A 22887-nucleotide genomic window follows, 5' to 3' on the forward strand; every position below is an offset into this window, starting at 1 on the left:
TCATCGTTGGCGAGATATCAAATGTCATGGATGCTCGATCAAGGGCTTTTCGATGCGCCAGCCCGCACGGGCAGGCGATGCCGCTTCCGTGCGGGCTGGCCTTGGTAGAGGACGTAGGGGTCGAGCGTCATGATTTCAATGTGGACGAATACGCCAGAGGCGACCGGTTCGCATCGATGGCCGTTCGCACGCCGGTCGGATTGCCCATCATGAACGCCTTGTCACTCTCGATGGCGTGGTGCCGATCGCCTGTCGATCCGCAGGGCGATGAAGGGGCCCACCAGCATCAAGGCGACCAGTCGAAACAGGTGGTGGAAGGTGACATAGAGGGGATCCATGTCCAGGGCCACGGCGAGTACCGCCATCTCCGCCATGCCGCCGGGGGCCAGCGCCAGCATGGCAATGTCCCGCGGAATGCCCAGCAACCGATGGATCAGCTCCGCGAAGACGCCGAGCACGGCCAAGGTAAGCAGGGTCGCGACCAGGGCATACTTGGCATACGCCATAAGCTGCCAGAAGGAGGTGCCGCTGAAACGGGCGCCGATGGAGCTCCCCAGCACCACGAGTACCGCGGCCATGACCCAGTCGGGCAGCTGCAGGCTGCCGATGCCGCTCGCCGACAGCACGGCGCCGAGGATCAAGGGGACGAGCAGGGCGGGGGCGGGCAGGAGAAGGTGACGTCCCAGGGGCGCGACGACCAGCAGCAACAGCAGCCAGGTATCCTCCCAGCCCGCGTCGGCGGCGCCTTCGGGTGGCGCGCTGGGGCCGCCCTCCAGCAGCCAGAAGAGCGGCGGCAACACCAGCAGCACGAAGACCACGCGCAGCGACTGACCGATGGCGATCCCCCGGGCATCGATACCCAGGCGTTCTCCCAGCATCACCATCGCGGCCATCCCGCCCGGGAGCGCCGAGAAGAAGGCCGCGGTGGTCTCGAGTCCGCAGCGCCGGTACCAGAGGGTCACCACATAGGTGGCCACGGCTACCCCGGCGGAGAGAAGCAGCAGGGAGAGTGACCAGTCCGGGAGGCGCTCGACCAGTTCCGTCGTGACTTGGCCACCCAGCATCAGGCCCATGATGCCCAGCCCCAGTTCGCGTAACCGGTCGGGAACCGCGATGCGCGCCCCCACCATCGAGGCGGCCAGGTTGGCGACCAGTGGCCCCAGCATCCAGGGCAGGGGCAGCGCCGCAAGATGGAACAGGGTGCCGCCCAGTACGCCCAGCAGCAGGGCCCGCCCCATCGCCACCCAGGACGCGCGCGGCATGCCGAGGCTCCGCTTGGGTCGGGGTCTCCGGGCGATCACGGGGCGACCCGCGCATCCTGCCCGCTCGCCTCCAGCGCCTCGGCGACGAAGCCGCTCGCCTTGTGCTCGCGGAGGAAGTCTTCCACGACCTCGGCGACCGCCTGGCGCTCGCGTGGCAGGGCCATGGCCTGCTCGATCTGGGTGAAGGCATCCGCCAGGACGCGGTAGCCGGCGTGCTCGCGAGCGAAACGTTCCAGGGGCTGGCGTACCCCGGCGGCCGCGTCGAGGCCCCGGTCGATGAACCACTCGACCGCCGCCGCGGAGGTCGGCGCACGAACCAGCGAAGCATGCTGCAGGTGGCGGCTCAGGAAGAGATCGTAGGCGGCCCCCTGGCCCACGGCGATGCGCGTGCCATCGCGGTCCAGGTCCCCGACGCTCGTCTGGGGGGCGTCCCGGGGCACCAGGTAGGTACCCTCGATGAGCACATAGGGCTCGGTGAAGCGGATCGTCTCGGCCCGCTTGGGGTCCCGGGCCAGGAAGGCCAGGTCCCAGGCATCCTCCTCGCGCGCGGCCACCACCTGGCCGGCCGCCTCGAAGGGCACCAGGCGCAGCGGCACCCCGAGCCAGTCGGCCAGGGACCGGGCCAGGGCCACGGATACCCCGGCCAACTCGCCGTCGTCGCGTTGTTGGGCCAGGACCGGATTACCCAGGTTGATGGCGGCTCTCAGCGTGCCCGATGGTGCCAACAGGCGCACTGTCTGGTCATTCGGCGGGATCATGATCTACCTCCGCTGTGGTGGGGTGGGGGAGTCAGGCTCAGATGTCCCCTAATAGCGAAACGCGATCAGCGGTTGTGTCCCGCTGTCTCCAGGGTCTTGCGCACCATGAAGGGCAGGATGCCGCCGTGCATCAAGTAACGCAGCTCCTGGGAGGAATCGATCCGGAGATTCAGCTCGATCCGGGTGTCATCTCCCGTGGGTCGATGAATGCACAGGAGCACCGGGTTCGTGCCGGTCGACAGGGACGTGCCGACCTCGATGTCGATCCCTTCGTCACCGGTCAACGCCAAGCGCTCCGCGGTGATGCCCTCGGGGAGCTGGAGCGGCAGCACCCCCATGCCGATCAGGTTGCTGCGATGGATACGCTCGAAGCTGCCGGCGATCACCGCCCGCACGCCCATCAGCGCCTGGGCCTTGGCGGCCCAGTCGCGGCTCGACCCGGCGCCATAGTTGATGCCGGCGAATACCACCAGGGGAATGTCGTTCTCGATATAGCCCTGCACGGCATCGAACAGTGGGCGCGGCTCACCCCCATCGAGGGGGCGGGCCCAGACGCCGTCCCCGCTCGGCATGCCAGGCAGCCGGTTGTCCACGCGTCGGTTGGTGAAGGCGCCGCGCAGCATCACCTCATGGTTGCTGCGACGGGTCGAGTACTGGTTGAGGTTGGCGGGATCCTCACCCATCTCGATCAGGTAGCGTCCCGCTTGGCTGTCCTCGGGGATCGCCCCGGCCGGGGAGATATGGTCGGTGGTGACGTTGTCGCCCAACTGCATGATCACGCGGGCATCAGTCAGCGACAACGAATCGCGTGGCCGCTCGTCGATGCCTTCCAGGTAGCGCGGCCGCCGTAGATAGGTCGAATCTGGCCGCCAGTCGAAGAGCAGGCTGCCCTCGGCATCGAGTGTCTGCCAATGTTCGGTTCCCTCCCAGAGGGTAGCGTTGCGCGCCGTATGACCCTCGGGCGTCACGAACTCGCGGATCATGGCGGCGACCTCGTCATCGCTGGGCATCAGGTCGGCCAGGTACACTGGCTGCCCCTCGGTATCGGTCGCCAGCGGCTCGCGTGTCAGGTCGCGGCACGCATCACCGGCGATGGCGTAGGCCACCACCAGGGCGGGCGACATCAGGTAGCCCGACGAGAGTCGCGGATTGACGCGCCCCTGGAAGTTGCGGTTGCCGGAGAGGACCGCGACCCCGTCGAGGCCGGCGTCGACGCGTGCCTCGACGGCCGGGATCAGGCTTCCGGAGTTGCCGATGCAGGTCATGCAGCCGATGCCCGCCAAGGAGAAGCCCAGGGCGTCGAAGTCGTCCTGGAGGCCGGCGTGCTCCAGGTAGTCCGCCACCACTCGTGAGCCCGGCGAGAGCGAGGTCTTCACCCAGGGCTTGCGGGTCAAGCCGCGTTCATGCGCGCGACGTGCCAGTAGTCCGGCCTGGATCACCTCGGTGGGATTGGCAGTATTGGTACAGCTGGTGATGGAGGCGATCACCACGGCACCGTGGTCGAGCGTCCGGGCCCAGTCGGGGAGAGCGGCGGCGTCACCCTGGGTCGTGGCCAGCAGGTCGGCGGCCGGCCGGGTCGGGCGGCCGAGCTCATGATACGAGCGGGGCAGCTCGCTGAGCGCATGGCGCTGATGGGGCTGATGGGGGCCGGCCACGCTAGGCTCGATGCGTGACAGGTCGATCTCCAGGCAGTGGTCGAAGCGGGGTTCCGGCGAGTCCTCGTGTCGCCACAGCCCCTGGGCCTCGAGATAGGCCGTGACGCGGGCACGCAGGGAAGCATCGCGACCGCTAAGGGTGAGGTAGTCCATGGTGCTGTCGTCGAAGGGGAAGAACATCACGGTGGCCCCATACTCCGGTGCCATATTGGCCACCGTGGCCCTTGCCGCCAGGTCGAGGCCGGCAAGCCCCGGGCCGCAGAACTCGACGAACTTGCCCACGACGCCCTCGGCGCGGAGCAGTTCGGCGATATGCAGGGCCAGGTCCATCGCGGTGACCGAGGGGCCAAGCCGACCGGTGAGGTGGATCCCGATCACCTCGGGCAGGGTGAGGGTCACGGGTTCGCCGAGCAGCGCCGCCTGTCCCTCGAGCCCCCCAACGCCCCAGGCCAGTACCCCCAAGGCATTGATCATTGGCGTATGGCTGTCGGTGGCCACCATGTTGTCGGGGTGCAGCCAGGACGGACCGTCGTCATCGCTCTCGCTGACCCACACCACCTCGGCCAGCGATTCCATGTTGACCTGGTGGATGATCCCGGTGCCCGGGGGGACTACCTTGAAGTTGTCCAGGCTGCGCTCGGCCCACTTGAGGAAGCGATAGCGCTCGGCATTGCGGTGGAAGTCGATGTCCAGGTTACGGGCGAAGGCGTCCGGGCGGTCGAAGTGCTCGACGATCACCGAGTGGTCGATCGCCAGCACGGCGGGAATCGCTGGATTGATGCGTTGCGGCTCGCCACCCATCTCGGCGACGGCGTCGCGCATGCCGGCGAAATCGGCCAGGGCAGGCAGGCAGGTGGTGTCATGAAACATCAGGCGATTGGGATAGTAACCGACTTCTCCCTCGGTCGCCTGGCCGGCCAGGAAGTCGAGAAACTCGGGAAAGGCCTCGGGGGAACGGCGTGCCACATTTTCTAGCAGGATGCGCAGCGAGTAGGGCATCCGCTGTAACTGCGACTCGTCGGCCAAGTCGGTCAGGGCGATATAACGATATTCACGGCCCTCCACCGTCATCTTGCGTGGGGCGACCGCCGCTTGTGAGTGGATCATGCGAGTGGCTCTCCTTGGGCGTCGAACGGTGACGCGATACATGGCAAGATTAAAGCAATCGGTTCAACGGGCTTATTGGAGCCTCGTCAATCGAGTATTCGTGCTGCGATAACGCTCATGGCTGAACTCAGGAGAAAACAATGACCAAACGATAGGCCTACGGAGTTTCCACTGCCGATGAGCCAAAGTAAGGAGGCCGGCGCTTGGCAGATACAGCATGGACTGTCATTGTTTTCTTCAGGTGGCTAATGTGAAAACACTACTCCTTAGCCGAGCAGGTCTCTTACGATGCCGGTTTTCACTTTCATTGCTTTCGCTAGATGGGTTTCAAGAAAACTTGCCGCTTCCTTGTAGGCGCCGCGTTCCAATAGTGAAATGATATGCAAGTGATCTTCGCACTCTCTTTGCGGATGCCTCCTGGACGGGTGAACACTGTACTCGAGCAAACGGCGAAGGCGATTGGCTTTTTGAAGTCCCTCCAACAAGAATAAGTTGCCCGAGAAACTTACAATTGCCTCATGAAACTCCACTCCCGCATTGAATATCTGGCTAGGGGGATAGCCATCGGTAGAGTAGAGCAATTCCTGTTGCTGCTGCTTCAGTTTTTCCAGCACTCGTTTGTCAGGCCGATAGTTTGGTTCACGCAAGGCCGCAGGCTCGATCAGGGCGCGAAACCGGTAACACTGCTCATACGAAACTGATGAGGTAAGAAATTCACCGAACTCCCAACCATAGCCGAGTAAACGCTGAATCCAGCCTTCCTTTTCCATCTCGATGAGGGCCTGTTGCACATTTTGACGACTCTCATCATACTTCCTGACAATGTCGGACTCAGTAATCTGCCCAGGCAAATTATTGTTCAGATAGTCGCGTGCCAATTGATAGCACAAAGGATGAAGATCGATGCCGGTCGATTGTGGAGTGTTTTTATCATGTAGCTGAGAGCGTGCGGTATCTACGTCACGCAGGAAGAAGCCGCGATTAGGACGGCGCTCCAGGATACCCTGCTCTTCGAGAATCTTGAACGCTGATCTTATCAGGGTGCGAGATACCTTGAGCTTGTCGGCGAAGTGGACTTCCCTGAGATGGTCGCCCAGGATCATCCCTTCATTGACAATAAGAGCGCAGATACTCTGTGCCAGGACTTCGGATGAACTGGCTTTCTTGTTGTATGATCTGCGAGTTTGCATCATGTTTTCCATACAGACAAGGCTCGTATTTTGCTTAATATAAAGGATATTTTATCCCTTGATCCAGATAAAGGCAAATTGGTGATAGGTGCATGGTGGGTAAATTGATGTCGTAGGAAACGAAGGACGGGCCCAGGAGCCCGTCCTTCCTTTCAGACCAACCCGACATTGCGTTTGGTAACGTACCGATAAAGCTTTAGCGCATAAGGTGCCAGTAGCACAACCGCAACCGCACAGGTCAGAAACAGTGAGATGGGGCGTTCCACAAAGACCATCAGACTACCGTCAGAAGCAATCAACGATTGAAGCAGGGTATTCTCGGCCATGCCTCCCAGGACGAGTGCGAGTACGGTGGCTGCAGGAGAGTATCCATACAGCTTCATTCCGAAGCCCAACAGGCCGCCGGCTACCAGCATCCAGGTCTCGATGATACTGGAATGCAAGGCATAGGTACCCACCACACACAGTACCACGATGATGGGAATCACCAGCCGATAAGGGATATCCAGGAACTTGACGAAAAGCGGAATTGCCGCGATGCAGAGGAAGATCAGCACAATATTGCCCAGGTACATGCTGGCGATCAGGCCCCATACGAATTCCGGGTCGTTGACGATCATCATCGGCCCGGGACGCAGGCCCCACATCATGAAGGCACCCAGCAACACGGCCGTAGAACCTGATCCGGGAATCCCCAGGGACAGCAGGGGGACCATCGAACCAGCCGATGCGGCGTTGTTGGCACACTCCGGAGCGACCAGGCCGCGCATCTCGCCTTTTCCAAATTTCTCGGGGTCCTTGGCGACTTTCTTCTCGATCGAATAACCCATGATCGAGCCCAGGGTGCCGCCGGAACCCGGTAGCAAGCCGGCTATGAAGCCAATCACTGAACCACGGATAAAGGTGAACTTAGACTCCGAGTAATCCTTGCGAGTCGGCCAAAAATTTTCGCTGCGAAACGAGAGCCGAAGCTTCTTGAGTTCGATCTTGTGTTGGCCGATATAGATGCAGTAAAGGAGTTCGCCGATCCCGAACAGGCCGATGGCGACAGGAACGAAGTAGATGCCACCGATCAGTTCAGGGGATCCGAAGGTAAAGCGCTGCGAACCGCTGATAACATCGACACCCACCATACCGACCGCGAAGCCGATCAGGGCGGAGATGATGCCATTGATCTTGTTGTCACCCATCACGGTGGCCAGCAGGAGTAGACCGAAGAGAATGATCAGAAAGTATTCGGAAGGGCCGAAGGAGGCGGCCAAATTCGCCAGAGTGGGAATCAGGGCACAGATAAGGATGACGCCGGTCGTTCCGCCCACAAAGGAGGCGATGGCCTGCATGACCAGGGCAGGGCCGGCCCGTCCCTGCTGGGCTAATGGATAGCCGTCCAGAGTGGAGGCTACCGTCGCCGACTCTCCAGGAGTATTGATGAGGATGGACGTGATAGTACCGCCATACATCGCGCCATAATAGATGCCCGCGAGCATGATGATGGCCGTGGTGGGGTCGAGACCGAACGTCAAAGGAAGTAGAATTGCGATGCCGGCGGCTGGCCCGAATCCGGGAAACAACCCGACGATCATTCCCACGAAGGCACCGATGAACAAGAAAAGCAAGTTGATTGGAGTGATGGCAACCGATAGGCCCATGCCGAGGTTGCCGAATATGTCTGCGATCATTTCCGAATTCTCCTACACAAGTTTAGTAGCCGAGGATGCCTTCGGGTAGCCCTGCACGAAGCCATACCTCGAAAAGCAGGTAGATGCCCAGCGGAAACAATACGCTATATAGCACATTGAATTTCATTCTCTTGGGGTTGAATTTCCAGAGAAGGATGAGCATGAAGACCACCATGGAAAGAATGGCGCCAAGAGGTTTGAGAACGGCAATGAATAGTGTTATCAGGGCGATCGCCCAAACGACATCCTTTGTGTACCTCTGACCCGATAGTTCACCTTGACTGTTTGTGCCTTTTTCTTCTTGGTCATTTGTATCATCATCATCAAATTTTGATAACTGCTTTTCCATGGCCGTTTGCTGTGCCTTGGCGGCAGATGCTCTACGTTCCATGAAATCCTTGTAGCAGTTGATCGCCGTAAAGATGACCAGGCCCGCTCCTACAAGGGTAGGGAAAAATCCCGGCCCAGGGCGGCCCGCAGAAGTGAATATCGATAGAGTGCTTAGTCCATACGCTAGATATAATATGGATAAAACAAATAGTGTCAGTGAAAACCAGATTCGCATGGGTATGTCCTGGATTGCATATGGGCAAGGGCAAGCGCCCTTGCCCATTGTCTATTTACTCGGTAGCCCCGATGTCCTTAAGGGTTTTTTCGAATTGACCGCTGGTGTTTTCCAGATAGTCGCTGAAGTCGTCACCCCAAATGGTGTTGCCGGACAGGCCGTTCGTCTTCAGATAGTCCTTCCACTCGGACGTTTCTACGACTTCTTTCATGGTGTCTATCCACCACTCCTGAACCTCCTCGTCGACGCCACCGGGTAGCACCACGCCTCTAGGAAGGGAGAAGGAGAAGTCATAGCCCTGTTCCACGAAGGTCGGAACATCCGGATAGATATCGCTCCGCTCGGCTTCCGTATAGCCCAGCGCCCTGAAGTTGCCGGCTTCGATCTGACCGGCCACCTCGGAGGGGTTGGAGACGATGGCGTCGACGCTGCCCGATGTCAGGGACGTGACGACCTGGCCTCCATCCTGGGAGGGGACGTATTCGAATTCGATGTCTGCCGACTCCATCAGCAGGCCCGCCACGACACGGTCCGGGCCGGCGGCGCCGATGCCACCCACCGTCAAGCGTTCTGACTCGGCAGCCTCGACGAAGTCCTCCATTGTCTCGAACTCGGAATCTTCGGGTACCACGAAGAACATGGCGTCATTCGCCAGCAAGCCGACAGGCGTGAAGTCTGCGTAGTTCCAGTCCGTGTTGGAAACCAGTGGAGTCGCAATGAAGTTGCCACTCGTCGAAGTTATATGATAGTTGTTGCCTTGTTGATTCTTGACGAAGCTCCAGCCTACGGCACCACTGCCCCCTTCCCGGTTTTCCACGATAATATCCTGGTCACCGTAGAGGTCATACTTGTTGAGAATCTCTACTACCGTGCGTGACATCAGGTCATTGCCACCACCGGGGCCAAAGGCAACGGTCCAGTTCAGGGTCTCTTCCGGATATGCAATGTCCCCATTTTGCTGTGCGGTGGCATGCCCTGCGATAGACAGTGCGGCGATAGTAGCGATCGGCGTAATAATCTTGAGCTTGTGCATCGTAGTGTTTCCTTATCGATTTAACATGATTGATCTTGTTTGAGTGGTTTTGAAGCTTTTGTGTGTTGTGAATCACCTCCCGTGTTACGTATCACTGGAAGTTTTTTCTTCAGCTCATCGACTTGCACTGAAGATAGTGCCCTGTTTCGATGATGCCATGTTGACAAGAGCAGTTTTCGTAGCGTCCTTGTTCTTAGGGAGATGGCATTCTTATCATATCGATCAGTCCATAGGGAACTTCTAGATATTGGTTAGGGCGCATCTCTTTAGCCAGGAATAGCAGCTCGGCTTTCCGGTGAAGCCTGGTAGTGGCCATCTCATTAAAACCTACACTTCACTACCTGCTATCCGGGAATTCGTTGAATCAATTTTCGACTTATCGGTTGTTTTCCAGATGATTGGCAACTTCGCCGGCGAATCCCTGACATCCCATGGTTCCGCCGAGGTCAGCGGTACGAGTTGCCGGATTCTCCAGCGCCGAATCGACGGCCTGTGTCATGCTCGCAGCAGCCTCGATCAGCCTGTTTTCCTTATTCTTCTCGCCCAGCCAGTGGATGAGCATGGCAACTGACAGGATCATCGAGGTCGGGTTGGCCTTGTCCTGTCCCTGAATATCGGGGGCCGAGCCATGTTGCGCCTGTGCACAACAGGCGACATCACTGGCCATCATCGAACCGGCGAGACCGAGGCTGCCGCTCAATTCGCTGGCCAGGTCGCTGATGATGTCGCCGTAGAAGTTGGTGGCCACGATCACATCGAACTGCTCTGGGTTGCGCACCAAGTGTGCGGTAGAGGCATCGATCAGCAGATCGTCGACCTCCACCTCGGGATACTCCTTGGAGATATCGGCCACCGACTCAAGGAACAGGCCGTCGGTCATGTGGAAGCTGTTGGCCTTGTGAATCGCCGTCACTTTCTTGCGGCGCTGCATGGCCAACTCGAAGGCGCGACGGGCGATTCGTTCACTGCAGTGGCGAGTGATCTTGCGTGTCGATAGTGCCATGTCCGGGGACGGCATCACCTCGCCCCAGCCCCGGGTCATGTTCCGGTCCGGATAGAAACCTTCCGTCGCCTCACGCATGATCACCAGGTCCATGCTCTTGCCAGGTTTCATATTTGACTCGAGGAAAGGGCGTGTCCGTGCAGGCCTCACATTGGCATACAGGTCGAGTCCGATTCGGAAGCCTGCCGATACATTCCGGCCACCTTTCTCGGGTTCTGGATAGTCGGCGTGTGACTGTGTGCCGAGGATAATGCCATCATATCTCTTGGCTTTTTCCAGAACTTCATCACGCAATGTGATGCCATATTTTTCCAGGCTGGAAAAACCTACCTCGTCATATTCGTATTCCAAGCCAAGGGAGAACAGGTCGTTTACCCGGTCAAGAACCGTCATCGATGCCTGGATGATTTCCGGACCAATCCCGTCACATGGCAGTACAAGAAGCTTCATTGCAATTCTTCTCCTTTGTACAGGTTGCAGAGGTGCATCACATGCCGAGCACTCTGATGATGCAAGGACCCAATCATTGAATGTCTTTGTTGAGCAATATGTACAATCTAGGGGTGTTGTGTCTCGCTGTCAATGTACTTCTGGTCAAAAAAGAGCAATTATATTTTATACTTTGGTCGCATCCATGTGGGGTTGTCTCTCGCCAGATACAACATCAAGCCATTGTTTATATTGATTTAATTGGTGAATGGATGGATTTTTGGGTCTGTCTCTATGAGTTATTGATGATATTAATTTTAATTATATGTATAGATGTAAATGCTGCGGCGTGTATGGCCAATGGCATCTCGGCTGCCGGATGCTCAGCTGGCATCAGGCGGCCTCATGCATGCTCGGGTAAGGGAAGGGCAGTAGGTGGGGAGGATGTCAACAGGGGGCATTCATGTCCAACCTATGGCGTAGCGGTAGGGCATGGATGGTGTTTCGGGAGAGTGGGGAAAGTGCGCATTTTTTCATCGGTTATTTCTTTTTCTTCTTTATGAGAAGATTGGTGGTTTAATATTTGTCATGACCGATTAAATGACTGATGTTGGGTGTAAATGCTAGTGGAGTCTCTGTAAGTTTCGCCGCGCCATCATTGGCGTTTTGAAAAATGTTGTCGCAAAAATAATACGGCACTTTCCGGGCTGGATAGCACCACCTTGTCGATTGCTTCTTCAACTAACGGTTTGGCGCAGGCGGTGGAAAAGTGCGCCAGCATGTAGACGTCGCATTCGGGCATGCCCGCCGCTGCCAGGGCAACCAGTCGATTGTGTTGCTCGGCATCGCCCTCATCCAGGGCCCAGCGCCCTTCCTCTGTCAGCGATGTCTCGAGCACGGCATCCGGTTTATCCAATTGCCGTTTCATCGTTTCAAATTCTTCTATCATTCCTTGTAGCGCCGGCTTGAAGGTGGCCACTAGCCCGATTCTGGTGCCCTGTTCCAGGGCCAGTCGGAACATCGCCTCATTGGGTTTGAGTATCGGAATCGTATGCCCGCTGGCCACCTTTTCGATGGCTTGTCCAAAGGCCGAGCATGTGAACAGGATACCGTCCGCGTGACAGTCCATGGCATAGCGTGATAGCGAATCGATCCGCTGGTCGAAGAAGGCTTCATTATCGAGGATACGGTTACGATCTTTCGATAACGAATCGTCCAGAAGATTCATGAGCTCGACATCGTGCCATAGGGATTCGAAGGCACGATGGATTGGCTCGATGGCCAGGGGGGTGGCATGGATCAGTGAAATCTTTGTCATGGAGTACTCTGGTTGGGTATCAGGACAGCGCCGTTTTGCTTACCAGGATCCCGTCCTCGTCAATAGCCCCCTGCGTCAACGATCAGTACCTCGCCGTCGGCGTCTTCCTGTAGCGTCTTCTTGATCAGCATATTGTCGTTGACGCACCGTACCGTCCTGATGTGTCCCGCGAAGCCGGTTATCGCCCCGAACTGCTGGAATTGCAGTGTGCTGCTGGTGACATGGCTGCATGCGTGTCGTACAAGTCGGCGGTAACGACCATAATTGCTTATTTCAATTCAAATGTACAATAAGAAGCCTACTCCAGAGCTCGTACCAGCGCAAGGGCACGGATCCATGTGTTTGCCAGCGGCAAGGAGGGCCCGCTTGGCAGAGCCGGGCGGAGGTGGCTATCTCATCGTCACGGGTGCTTTCAACACACTGATAAGTAGAGATTTCATCAGGAACGGTCTGCTGCCCAATGCTCGGGTTTGTCGACCAGGCGAAGGGCGGCATCGCCGTCCATGCGTCAGGCCGTGTCGCCGTCCTTCAGCGAGGCCATGTCGATGACGAGCGGCATGCACGGCGCGGTGGTGCGCCTGCTGCACAGCCTGCACGACCCCGCCGAGGCCGCGGCCATGGGCGAGGCCAGGGTGCGTGACCTGGTCTTCGAGGCGTTGAAGGGGGAGCAGGAGCGGGCGCTGCGGGCCGCCTGAGCGCCAGCACCACCGATGGGCTCACTTGGCGAACAGCTGGCTCATGTCCTTGAAGGCCTTGAACTCCAGGGCATTGCCGCAGGGATCGAGCAGGAACATGGTGGCCTGCTCGCCGACCTGGCCCTTGAAGCGCACATGGGGCTCGATCACGAACTCGGTGCCGCGGGACTCGAGCCGCTCGGCCAGGGCCTCCCATTGGTCCCACTCCAGCACGACCCCGAAGTGCGGCACCGGCACGTCGTGGCCGTCCACCGGGTTGGTGTGCGCCTGCTCCTGGGCGGGCGTCCTGGGGTGCTCGTGGATGACCAACTGGTGGCCGAAGAAGTTGAAGTCGACCCACTGGTCGCTGGAGCGGCCCTCCTCCAGGCCGAACACCTCGCCGTAGAAGGCGCGGGCCGCGGGCAGGTCGTGGACGGGAATCGCCAGGTGGAAGGGGCATAGACTCATGGGGAGCTCCTCATTGGTTGTCGTGTCAGGCCCATGATAAGGGATGCGCCGCCGCTCTGCCTGCTACCCTTATCAAGGTCATCAACGCCTGGAGGGAGAGTCGATGCCCGAGAGCGAGAAGGGCCCCGAGCGGATCCGCAACATCGCCCTGGTGGGCCAGGCCGGGGTGGGCAAGACCCGACTGGCCGAGGCGTTGATGCTCGCCGCCGGGGTCGACGAAACCAATCACCAGGGCGGCAAGGGCGCCCCGCTGGGCGACACCCAGGCCCAGGAGCAGGCGCTGCAGCACTCCATCACCGCTACCCCGCTGGGCTTCCCCTGGGGGCGGGCCTGGATCAACCTGATCGATACCCCTGGCTACGCCGACTTCCAGGGCGCGGCGCTCTCCATCCTGCCCGCCGTGGAAACGGTGGCGGTGGTGATCGATGCCGAGCGCGGCATCGACGCCACGGCCCGGCGCATGATGCAGTGGGCCGAGGAGCGCGGCCTGTGCCGGCTGCTCGTGGTCAACCGCATCGATGCCGCCCCCGGCCGGCTCCCGGCCCTGCTGGAGGCCCTGCACGAGCAGTTCGGCCCGCAGTGCCTGGCGCTGAACCTGCCGGCCCAGGGAGGCAGCCGGGTGGCGGACTGCTTCTTTACCCCCGAGGGGGAGGCGGACTTCGCCTCGGTGGCCGAGGCCCACGAGAGGCTGGTGGACCAGGTGGTGGAACTCGACGAGGAGTTGATGGCGCTCTACCTGGAACAGGGCGAGGAGCTCGACCCGGCCCAGCTCCACGATCCCTTCGAGTCGGCCCTGCGCCAGGGCCACCTGGTGCCGGTCTGCTTCGCCTCGGCGGCCAGCGGTGCCGGGGTACAAGAGTTGCTCGGCGTCTTCGAGCGGCTGATGCCCAACCCCCTGGAGGGCAATCCGCCGCCCTTCCTGCGCCAGGAGGCCGGGGGCGAGACGGAGTTCCAGGCCCGGCCGGACCCCGAGGCCCATGTGCTGGCCCATGTGGTGCGCATCGAGCACGACCCCTACCTGGGCAAGGTGGCGCTGTTCCGGGTCCATCAGGGCACCGTGACCCGCGACACCCGGCTGTTCGCCGGTGACGCCCGCAAGGCCTTCCGAGTGGGGACCCTGTTCCGCCTGAACGGGCGCCGCCCCGAGGAGACCGAGCGCTGCGGCCCGGGCGAGCTGTGCGCCCTGACCAAGGTGGAAGAGGCGACCCTGGACAGCGTGCTTCACGACTCCCACGACGAGGACCACATCCACCTGCGCCCGGTGGCGCTGCCGGCGCCGGTGTTCGGCCTGGCCATCGAGGCCACCCGCCACGGCGACGAGCAGCGCCTCTCCGAGGCCCTGGCCCGGCTGGTGGAGGAGGACCCGGGGCTGGCCGTGGAACAGGATGCCGTCACCCAGGAGACGGTGCTGCGCGGCCTCGGCGAGCTGCACTTGCGCACCGCCCTGGAGCGGCTCGGCCAGCGCTTCAGGGTGGAGGTGGCGACCAGTACCCCCTCCATCGCCTACCGCGAGACCATCGCCGCCAGCGCCGAGGGCCACTGCCGCCACAAGAAGCAGACCGGCGGCGCCGGCCAGTTCGGCGAGGTCTTTCTCAGGGTGGAGCCGTTGCCCCGCGGCGCCGGCTTCGAGTTCACCGATACCATCCGCGGCGGCGCCATTCCCGGTTCGCTGCTGCCGGCGGTGGAGAAGGGCGTGCGCCAGGCCCTGGCCGGCGGCGCCCTGGCCGGTTACCCGCTGCAGGACCTGCGCGTCACCGTGCTGGACGGCAAGACCCACCCGGTGGATTCCAAGGAGATCGCCTTCGTGATCGCCGGGCGCAAGGCCTTCCTCGACGCCGTGCGCAAGGCGCGGCCGCTGCTGCTCGAGCCCCTGGCCGAGCTCAGCGTGGAGGCACCCGGGGGCTGCATGGGCGATCTCACCGCCGACCTCTCGGCGAGTCGCGGACGCATCCTCGACACCCAGACCCTGGGCGACCAGGTCAGCCTCCAGGCGCTGGTGCCGCTCGCCGAGGTGCTCGACTACCCCAGCCGCCTCAACGCCATGACCGGCGGCGCCGGCACCTACAACCTGCGCTTCAGCCACTACGAGGCGGCCCCGGAGAACGTGCAGAAGCGCCTGGTGGAGGCCTACCGGCCGCGCGAGGAGGAATCCTAGTCGAGCGTCCACCAGAGGCGATTGTCTTCCCGCCGCTCCAGCGGCGGGCAGGCCCCCTGGCCGTGGCGATTCAGGGTCTCGGCCAGCCAGTCGGCTTCCTCCGGCGCGGCGCGCTCCAGGGTAAAGCGCCGGCGGCGCAGCGGCGTCAGCCAGAGCGCCTGCGGGGTGTCTCGATCGGCCGTCCAGCGGCAGCCCACCAGCATCGCCAGGTCGGGGAAGTAGCCCTCGTGGCCGTGGATCCCCTCGTAGTCATTGATCAGGTCGCCGCAGCCGTAGAGGATCGGCCGGCCGCGGTAGCGCTCCAGCCCCCTGGGGTGGTGGGAGGAGTGGCCGTGGATCAGGTCGGCGCCGGCGTCGATCAGGCGATGGGCCAGGCGGCGATGGGCGTCGGGCACGGCGTAGCCCCAGTTGCCGCCCCAGTGCACCGAGGCCACGACGAGATCCCCGGGGCGCTTCTCGGCGGCGATGGCCCCGGCCACGCCGTCATCGTCGGCCTCGACCAGGTTGACCCCCGAACGCCCGGTGCCGGCCCGCCAGGCCTCGGGGATGCCGCTGTCGGCGAGCCCCAGGCCCCACACCAGCAGCCGGCCGCCGCCGGGCAGCGGCACGACCGCGGGGCGGGCGGCCTCGGCCGCGTCGGCCCCGGCGCCGGCACGGGCGACGCCCGCCGCGTCCAGTGTCGCCAGGGTCTCGGTTAGCCCCGGCCGCTCCCAGTCCAGCACATGGTTGTTGGCCAGGCTGCAGGCGTCGATGCCCGCCGCCGCGAGGCAGCCGATATTGGCGGGATGCATCCGGTAGTTGATGCCCTTGTCGGGCCAGGGGGCCGGGCTGGTGGTGACGGCGGTCTCCAGGTTGATCAGGCGCCGCGTGGCCTCGCGCAGTTCCGCCAGGGCCTCGCCCCAGGGGTAGGCGGGGTCGACGGGGCGCGGGATGGGCCCGTTGGTGTGTTCCGCCAGGCGCACATAGTCCCGGGCGTCACGCACGTAGGGCTCGTGGAGCTCGGGGGAGACGGAATGGGACAGCACCTGGTCGATGCCGCGGCCGAGCATCACGTCTCCGGCCAGGGCCAGGGTCACGGTGTCGTCGGGGGGTGCATCATGGGACATACCGACCTCGTGCATCGTTGTCGGGGCGGCCTCGGCGCAGCTGCGCCACCAGCTCGCGCATGGGCCCCATATGGCTGCCGTGCCAGTAGAGCTGGCCGCAGTCGCGGCACTCCAGGAAGCGTTCCACGTAGCGCCGGGTCAGCGGCTCCAGGCGGTGGACCACCCGCGCCTTCTCCACCGGGGCGAGCCGGCCGTTGCAGCGTGTGCAGCGGCTGAAGGGGGCGAAGGCATCGTAGAGGTCGAAGACCGCGCAGACCTCCTCGAGCTGGCGGCGGGGCGCGTCGGCGCGCACGAAGTGGCCCAGGGTCACGCAGCGGCGCTGCAGCAGTCGGCGGTCGCGGGTCAGCAGCACCCGACCCTCCTCGGCGGCGCAGGCGGCCAGCTCCGGGTCGCGCAGGTCGTTGCGGTAGCGGCAGTCGAAGCCCAGCAGGCGCAGGTAGCCGGCCAGCCGCCCCAGGTGGACGTCGAGCACCCAGCGCGGCGGCCTCGGCGGCCGCGGTCGCAGGTGGTGCACCTCGGCCAGCGGCGGTGCCAGCGACCAGGGATAGACCGCGACCCGCGGACACGCCCCGGCCTCCAGGCGGTGGTCGAAGCCCACCGAGACGCCGTCGACGACGATGACGTCCACCTCGGTGTGGGGCACGCCCAGCGCCTCGATCACGTCCTTGACCGAGGCGCGGCGGGTCACGGCTTGGGCGAAGGGACGCCGGCGCCGCACCGGCGCCAGGAAGTCGTTCAGCTCGCCATGGAAGCGGAACTCGGCACTGGGCATGCGCACTCCGGGAATCGCCTCGGGCACCTGTCAACTGCCGGTGACTGTGTTTAACTAGCTTATAAACACAATAACGCTCTATTCGCAGGGGACAAGTCATGGAGAGAGCCCTCGAAGCATGGCGGGGACGAGGTCCGGGCCGATCCCGTCTTCGTACCTTGCCCGGCTGGCTGAGACATACCCTGATCCTGGTCGCCCTCGGAGCCGCGCTGGGCCTGGGCACCTTGGTCGTCTATCTCACCGGCGGCACACGCTACGCCTACCCCTACCTGATGCTGGTACCCGTGCTGATGGCCGCGGCCTGCTATGGCCTGATCGGGGCCCTGATAGCCGCCGTGGTGGCCGGGGGGTTGATGGCGGCGATGCCCCTCGACGTCGTCACCCAGCAGCCGCAGTCCACCCTCAACTGGGTGATCCGCCTGGGGCTCTACCTGTCCATCGGGGGCGTAGCCGGTGGGCTGTTCAGCCTGCTCAAGCGCGCCCACTCCGACAGCGAGATCATCGCCCGCAGCGATCCGCGCACCGGCCTGCCCAACCAGGTGGCGCTGGAAGAAGCCCTGCGGCGCTGCCTGTCGCGCCGCAGGCGCCAGCGCCGACGGGTCGGCCTGATCCTGGTGCGTATCACCGATATCGCCGAGGTGCTGGAGGCCCTGGGTCCGGAGGCCTCGGATGCCCTGGTGGTGGCCATGGGCGAGCGCCTGCGCCGGCAGGACGCCCGCATCGTCGAGGTGTTCCGCTACAGTAATGCCGAGCTGTTCCTGCTGCTGGAGGCGGTCGACCCACCGGCGATCCGGCGAATCGCCCTGCGCCTCGCCGAGGCCGGCGAGGAGAACCTGGTGGTGCAAGATGTGCCGCTGAGGGTCCAACTGGCCATGGGCAGCAGCTGGCAGGCCTCGGAGGCGATGAGCCCGGAGGACATGATCCGCGAGGCTCGCGTCGCCTTGCTGGCGGCCAACGAGAAGCATCGCTCCCACTGCCACTACACCGCGGACCTGACCCAGCACCGGCTGGAAACGATCCAGCTGATCTCGCGGGTGCGGCGCGATCTCGAGGCGGGCAAGTTCGAGCTGCACTTCCAGCCCAAGCTGCGCCTGGCCGATGGTCGGGTGTGCGGCTGCGAGGGCCTGATCCGCTGGCACGACGAGGCGGGCGGGCTGATCCCTCCCGGCAGCTTCATGCCCAAGGTCGAGAACACCACCCTGATCGGGCCGGTGACCCGTTTCGTGGCGGGCGAGGCCTGCCGCTTCGCCGGCCGCAGCGACGGGAGCGTCAGCATCAACCTCTCGGTGCGCAACCTGCACGACGACGAACTGCTCGATGCGCTCCAGGCCCTGGTGGAGCGCCAGGGGATCGCTCCGCAACGCCTGGAGGTGGAGATCACCGAGAGCGCCCTGATGCACGACCTCTTCGTCGCCAAGCGGGCCCTGGAACGACTGCGCGGCTTCGGCATCCGGGTCAGCATCGACGACTTCGGCACCGGCTTCTCGTCGTTCGAGTACCTGCAGCACCTGCCGATCACCGGCCTCAAGATCGACCGGGCCTTCGTCAGGGGCGTGGCCGAAGACGCCCGAGCGCAGCGCCTGATGGCCTGCCTGGTCGATGTCGGGCATGCCCTGGAGCTGGAGGTCACGGCGGAAGGCGTCGAGACCCTGGCGCAGCACCGCGCGCTGTGCCGGCTGGGCTGCGACCAGGCGCAGGGCTTCCTCTATACCAGGGCCCTGCCCGAGGCCGACTATGCCGCCTGGCTCCGCGGGCATCGCCCCGAGGCATGGTTGACGGCGATCCGGCAGGAGGGGTGAGTGGCGCGCGCGATGCGGTCGGCGCCGCTTGCCCACCGCATTCCGGCTGAGCGACTACCCTTGCAGTATTGATCGGCGTGAGGCGCCGTTTGAGATGGGCCGGGACGCCCCAGCGGGGGCGGCGCTACCAGCGGGAGGCTATGCCATGACCGACCGTCCCCTGATCCTGCTGCACGGCTGGAACGACGAGGGCAGCTCCTTCGAGCGGCTGGCCGGGCACCTGCGCACTCGCCTGGGCGCCGCGCGCGTCCAGCGCATCGCCATTGGCGACTACCTCTCCAAGGACGACGCCCTGCGCTTCGACGACCTGCAGGCCGCCCTGGACCGCGCCTGGACGGCGCGCAACCTGCCGCGCGACACCGCCAGCGTGGACGTCATCGTCCACTCCACCGGCGGCCTGGTGATCCGCGACTGGCTGGCGCGCCACTTCGCCCCCGACGCCGCCCCGGTCAAGCACCTGGTGATGCTGGCCCCGGCCAACTTCGGCTCGCCGCTGGCCCACCTGGGCCGCTCGATGCTGGGGCGCATCGCCAACGGCTTCTTCAGCCGCCAGGCGGGACAGGCGGTGATGGAGACCGGGGCCGGCATCCTGCACGGCCTGGAGCTGGCCAGCCCCTACAGCTGGGAGCTGGCGATGCGCGACCGCTTCGCCGAAGACGATGGCATGTACGCCCCGGGGCGCGTCCTGTGCACCGTGCTGTGCGGCAACAGCGGCTACGGCGGCATCCGGTCGGTGGCCAACGAGGAGGGGGGCGACGGCACCGTGCGGCTCTCCACCGCCAACCTGAACTGCGCCCAGGTGCGCATCGCCTTCCGCGAGGAGGCCCGCGAGGAAGGCTGGGTCACCGTGCCGAAGGTGGTCGACTACCGGCCGTCCAGCGGGCGCACCGCCTTCCGCATCCTCGACGGCCTGCACCACTCGGCGATCAAGCTCGACGACCCCTATGGCCAGTTGAGCCAGGCCCGGCGCGAGGCGCTGGGCCTGATCGAGCGCGCCCTGAACCTCGAGGACGCGGCCTTCGACGACTTCTGCGACGAGTGCGAGCAGGCCAATCGGCGGCTGACCCGCCAGCCCGGCGAGCGCCGCGGCAAGCCCGGTTTCCAGAACACCGTGGTGCGGGTGCGCGACCAGTTCGACGTGCCCGTCGAGGACTACCTGATCGAGTTCTACGACCCCCGCGACAACCGCCCCGATGGCGGCGGCCTGGCCCGCGCCATCCACGAGGAGGCGATCCGCAAGGTGCATCCCTGCCAGGCCGATGCCTCGCTGCGCAGCCTCTATATCGACACCGCCCGACTGTGCGACGCCGTCGCCCGCGCCGGCACCCAACTGGGCATGTCGATCACCGCCGAGCCCATGCTCGAGGAGGACGAGCAGTCGGCGCGCCATACGCCGGTGGGCTTCCGCACCCTGGCCGACGAGGACATCGACGACCTCTACCTGGACGACGCCCAACTGGCGGAGTTCTTCCAGCCCCATCGCACCCTGCTGGTGGATATCTGCCTGCACCGCTCCCAGGCCGCCAACGTCTTCCGGCTAAACGAGTCGCGGAGCTGAGCGGCAGCTACAGCTGCTCGAGCACCGTCTCGGCGCTGCTCGATGCCACGCCCTTCTCGTCGATGCCCAGGGTCTTCACCACGCCGTCGTCGACGATCATGGCGAAGCGCTTGCAACGCAGGCCCATGCCGCCGGCGGTGGCGTCCTTCTCCAGCCCCAGGGCCCGGGTCAGCTCGGCGTTGCCGTCGGCCAGCATGGTGATGGCCTGGGCGTTCTGGTCCTTCTGCCAGGCGCCCATCACGAAGGCGTCGTTGACCGACAGGCAGGCGATGGTGTCCACGCCCTTGGCGAGGATCTTGTCGGCGTTCACCACGAAGCCCGGCATATGGGTGTTGGAGCAACCGGGCGTGAAGGCGCCGGGCACCGCGAACAGCACCACCTTCTTGCCGGCGAACAGCTCGCCGGTGGAGATGTCCTGGGGCCCGTCCGGGCCGTTGGTCTTGAGGGTCACGTCGGGGATCCGGTCGCCGGTGGCAATCGTCATGGGAATCTCCTTATCTCGGCTGTCTGCGGATGGGATACTGCCGTGACAGTCTGACGTCCTCCGACGCTTTCGCCAATCCTCCAGGGAGCCAGGGATGACCGAACGCGAGAAGATGCTCGCCGGCGAACTCTACGACGCCCGCGACCCCGAGCTGCAGAGTATGCGCCGCCGCGCCCGCCTGCTGATTCATGAACTCAACGCCTCTCGCGACGATGCCGAGGCAGAGCGCCGGCGCCTGCTGGCCGAGTTGCTGCCCCACGCCGGCGAGGGGCTGTGGATCGAGCCACCGTTCTTCTGCGACTACGGCGCGCATATCCGCCTGGGGCGGGGCGTCTTCTTCAACTTCGACTGCGTGGTGCTGGACGTGGCGCCGGTGACCATCGGCGACCACGTGCTGTTCGGCCCGGCGGTGCAGCTCTACACCGCCACCCACCCGCTGGATGCCGCGGCCCGCCGCAGCGGCCTGGAAGCCGGCAGGCCCATCGCCATCGGCGACGACTGCTGGCTCGGCGGCGGGGCGGTGATCAACCCCGGCGTCAGCATCGGGGCGCGCAGCGTGATCGGCGCCGGCAGCGTGGTGACCCGGGACCTGCCCGCCGACGTCTTCGCCGCCGGCAACCCCTGCCGCGTCATCCGCCCGATCGATAACGGCTGATCAGCGCCGTCGATAGTTTTTCTTGGCTGTCATGCCTCAGCGGTTTTTTGTGGGTTCCTCCCCCGCCGTGATGGCCACCGTCTCGATGACCCGTTCCAGGTCGTCGGCCAGGGAGCCATCGTCGACGCGGGGGCGATCCCAAGCGCCTTGCACCCAGAGCCCCAGCGGCCCACGATCTTGACGGTAGCCGCGCACCCGCCGCGCGGTTCTTCGAGCAGCGTAGGTTGGTGGCGCAGCGACGTCCAAGCTACTGTGGAACTACAGCAGCCTCATACTCGAGGCAACCGGAGGGCGAGGAGGTATCCCATGCAGCACGGGACGGACAGGCTCGCGAGTGTCACCACGACCCTCACTTACCTGGTCAAGTGCGCGGAGAAACCCTATGTGCATACCGAGGCGTTGACCGGGGACAGCGAGCCGCACTACTTCGCCGAGCAGGAGGAGCGCGAGGTCACCATCCACGACGGCCGTCCGCTGGCAGACCGCCTGTCGCTTGACCGGCAGGGCTTCGAGCTGCATGCGCGGGACACCGCGGTCGACGATCTCTATGACGACGCGGCGGTCGAGAGCGCCTACTATGCCGAGGTCGAGACCCTGATCCGGGAGCTGACGGGGGCAAGCCGCGTGGTCATCTTCGACCACACCCGGCGCAGCGACGCCGAGCAGCGCACCATTCGTGGCCCCGCCAGTCGCGTGCACAATGACTACACCGAGCGCTCGGGCCCCGAGAGGATCCGGGAGGTGCTGGGCGAGGACCGGGCCGCTGAGCTGGGCGATGTGTCGGTGGCCCAGATCAACCTGTGGCGGCCGATCAGCGGGCCGGTCAAGCGCTCGCCACTGGCGCTGCTCGATGCCTCGTCGCTCGATCTCGATGACCTGATGGCCACCGATCTCGTCTACCCGGATCGCACCGGTGAGATCTACCACCTGGCCTACAACCCCAATCAGCGCTGGTACTGTTTCCCGGACATGCGGCGTGACGAATTCCTGCTGATCAAGGGGTATGACTCGCGTTGCGACGGCCGCGTGCGCTTCACCCCCCATACCGCCTTCCGGGACCCCCGAACGCCGCCGGATGCCCCGCCCCGGGAGAGCATCGAGGTCCGCACGCTGGCCTTCTTCTAGCGACCATCGCGTACTGCGCAATGTCGGCTGTGCCCTCGCCGAGGTTGTCCAGGCGCGCGACCAGGCAGAGCCGCTTCCCGCTCGAGCAGATC

General features: G+C 63.8%; 20 protein-coding genes. 6 read left to right on the top strand and 14 right to left on the bottom strand.

Going from position 1 to position 22887, the window contains the following annotated elements; all coding sequences use genetic code 11:
* Positions 1-221: 221 nt before the first annotated feature.
* The 10 genes from QWY80_RS01335 to QWY80_RS19380 form a co-directional block, all read right to left on the bottom strand.
* Positions 222-1262 (bottom strand): AbrB family transcriptional regulator, encoded by a 1041-nt coding sequence (locus tag QWY80_RS01335; protein WP_290228868.1) that lies wholly within the window; start codon positions 1260-1262, stop codon positions 222-224.
* Positions 1263-1297: 35 nt separating this feature from the next.
* On the bottom strand, positions 1298-2020 hold the full coding sequence (locus QWY80_RS01340; protein WP_290228869.1) for an ABC transporter substrate-binding protein: 723 nt from the start codon (positions 2018-2020) through the stop codon (positions 1298-1300).
* Between the two features lie 65 nt (positions 2021-2085).
* A complete protein-coding gene (gene acnA, locus QWY80_RS01345) occupies positions 2086-4782 on the bottom strand; it encodes an aconitate hydratase AcnA (RefSeq protein WP_290228870.1) in 2697 nt (898 codons plus the stop codon).
* A 266-nt stretch (positions 4783-5048) separates the two neighbouring features.
* Positions 5049-5984, bottom strand: coding sequence for a GntR family transcriptional regulator (locus QWY80_RS01350; protein WP_290228871.1), 936 nt, complete (start codon positions 5982-5984; stop codon positions 5049-5051).
* A 140-nt stretch (positions 5985-6124) separates the two neighbouring features.
* The gene (locus QWY80_RS01355; RefSeq protein WP_290228872.1) at positions 6125-7651 is read right to left on the bottom strand and encodes a tripartite tricarboxylate transporter permease; all 1527 of its coding nucleotides are present in this window, start codon (positions 7649-7651) and stop codon (positions 6125-6127) included.
* 22 nt (positions 7652-7673) lie between these two features.
* Complete coding sequence (locus tag QWY80_RS01360) at positions 7674-8216, bottom strand: tripartite tricarboxylate transporter TctB family protein (protein ID WP_290228873.1); 543 nt, start codon at positions 8214-8216, stop codon at positions 7674-7676.
* Between the two features lie 55 nt (positions 8217-8271).
* On the bottom strand, positions 8272-9249 hold the full coding sequence (locus QWY80_RS01365) for a Bug family tripartite tricarboxylate transporter substrate binding protein (RefSeq protein ID WP_290228874.1): 978 nt from the start codon (positions 9247-9249) through the stop codon (positions 8272-8274).
* A 376-nt stretch (positions 9250-9625) separates the two neighbouring features.
* Entirely contained in the window at positions 9626-10702 is a 1077-nt protein-coding gene (locus QWY80_RS01370; RefSeq protein ID WP_290228875.1) for an isocitrate/isopropylmalate dehydrogenase family protein, read from the bottom strand.
* Positions 10703-11336: 634 nt separating this feature from the next.
* Positions 11337-11999 (bottom strand): hypothetical protein, encoded by a 663-nt coding sequence (locus tag QWY80_RS01375; RefSeq protein WP_290228876.1) that lies wholly within the window; start codon positions 11997-11999, stop codon positions 11337-11339.
* 59 nt (positions 12000-12058) lie between these two features.
* Positions 12059-12277 (bottom strand): RraA family protein, encoded by a 219-nt coding sequence (locus QWY80_RS19380; protein ID WP_353960432.1) that lies wholly within the window; start codon positions 12275-12277, stop codon positions 12059-12061.
* Between the two features lie 225 nt (positions 12278-12502).
* On the opposite strand from QWY80_RS19380, the gene QWY80_RS01380 reads away from it, so the two are divergent.
* Positions 12503-12694 carry an AraC family transcriptional regulator N-terminal domain-containing protein gene (locus QWY80_RS01380; RefSeq protein ID WP_353960430.1) on the top strand — a complete coding sequence of 64 codons (192 nt, stop codon included), beginning with the start codon at positions 12503-12505 and terminating at the stop codon, positions 12692-12694.
* Between the two features lie 21 nt (positions 12695-12715).
* Here the strand turns inward: QWY80_RS01380 and QWY80_RS01385 are convergent, their stop codons facing one another.
* Positions 12716-13141: a VOC family protein gene (locus QWY80_RS01385; RefSeq protein ID WP_290228878.1), complete on the bottom strand. Its 426-nt coding sequence runs from the start codon at positions 13139-13141 to the stop codon at positions 12716-12718.
* Positions 13142-13244: 103 nt separating this feature from the next.
* On the opposite strand from QWY80_RS01385, the gene fusA reads away from it, so the two are divergent.
* Positions 13245-15296 carry an elongation factor G gene (gene fusA / locus QWY80_RS01390; RefSeq protein ID WP_290228879.1) on the top strand — a complete coding sequence of 684 codons (2052 nt, stop codon included), beginning with the start codon at positions 13245-13247 and terminating at the stop codon, positions 15294-15296.
* Here the strand turns inward: fusA and QWY80_RS01395 are convergent.
* Both QWY80_RS01395 and QWY80_RS01400 read right to left on the bottom strand, forming a co-directional pair.
* Entirely contained in the window at positions 15293-16402 is a 1110-nt protein-coding gene (locus QWY80_RS01395; RefSeq protein WP_290228880.1) for a CapA family protein, read from the bottom strand. The two genes, fusA and QWY80_RS01395, sit on opposite strands and share 4 nt — an antisense overlap.
* Positions 16392-17174, bottom strand: coding sequence for a Mut7-C RNAse domain-containing protein (locus QWY80_RS01400; RefSeq protein WP_290228881.1), 783 nt, complete (start codon positions 17172-17174; stop codon positions 16392-16394). The genes QWY80_RS01395 and QWY80_RS01400 overlap by 11 nt, the downstream gene beginning before the upstream one ends.
* A gap of 158 nt (positions 17175-17332) precedes the next feature.
* Here QWY80_RS01400 and QWY80_RS01405 point away from each other — a divergent pair, with 158 nt between their 5' ends.
* Positions 17333-18973 (top strand): putative bifunctional diguanylate cyclase/phosphodiesterase, encoded by a 1641-nt coding sequence (locus tag QWY80_RS01405; protein WP_290228882.1) that lies wholly within the window; start codon positions 17333-17335, stop codon positions 18971-18973.
* A 145-nt stretch (positions 18974-19118) separates the two neighbouring features.
* Positions 19119-20531 (top strand): esterase/lipase family protein, encoded by a 1413-nt coding sequence (locus tag QWY80_RS01410; RefSeq protein ID WP_290228883.1) that lies wholly within the window; start codon positions 19119-19121, stop codon positions 20529-20531.
* 7 nt (positions 20532-20538) lie between these two features.
* Here QWY80_RS01410 and QWY80_RS01415 read toward each other — a convergent pair whose 3' ends face one another.
* Positions 20539-21015 carry a peroxiredoxin gene (locus tag QWY80_RS01415; RefSeq protein WP_290228884.1) on the bottom strand — a complete coding sequence of 159 codons (477 nt, stop codon included), beginning with the start codon at positions 21013-21015 and terminating at the stop codon, positions 20539-20541.
* Between the two features lie 94 nt (positions 21016-21109).
* Here QWY80_RS01415 and QWY80_RS01420 point away from each other — a divergent pair, with 94 nt between their 5' ends.
* A complete protein-coding gene (locus tag QWY80_RS01420) occupies positions 21110-21670 on the top strand; it encodes a sugar O-acetyltransferase (RefSeq protein WP_290228885.1) in 561 nt (186 codons plus the stop codon).
* 306 nt (positions 21671-21976) lie between these two features.
* Positions 21977-22795, top strand: coding sequence for a CmcJ/NvfI family oxidoreductase (locus QWY80_RS01425; RefSeq protein WP_290228886.1), 819 nt, complete (start codon positions 21977-21979; stop codon positions 22793-22795).
* Positions 22796-22887: the final 92 nt, after the last annotated feature.

This window comes from Halomonas ramblicola (assembly GCF_030409215.1).
GTDB classification, from domain to species: Bacteria; Pseudomonadota; Gammaproteobacteria; order Pseudomonadales; family Halomonadaceae; genus Halomonas; species Halomonas ramblicola.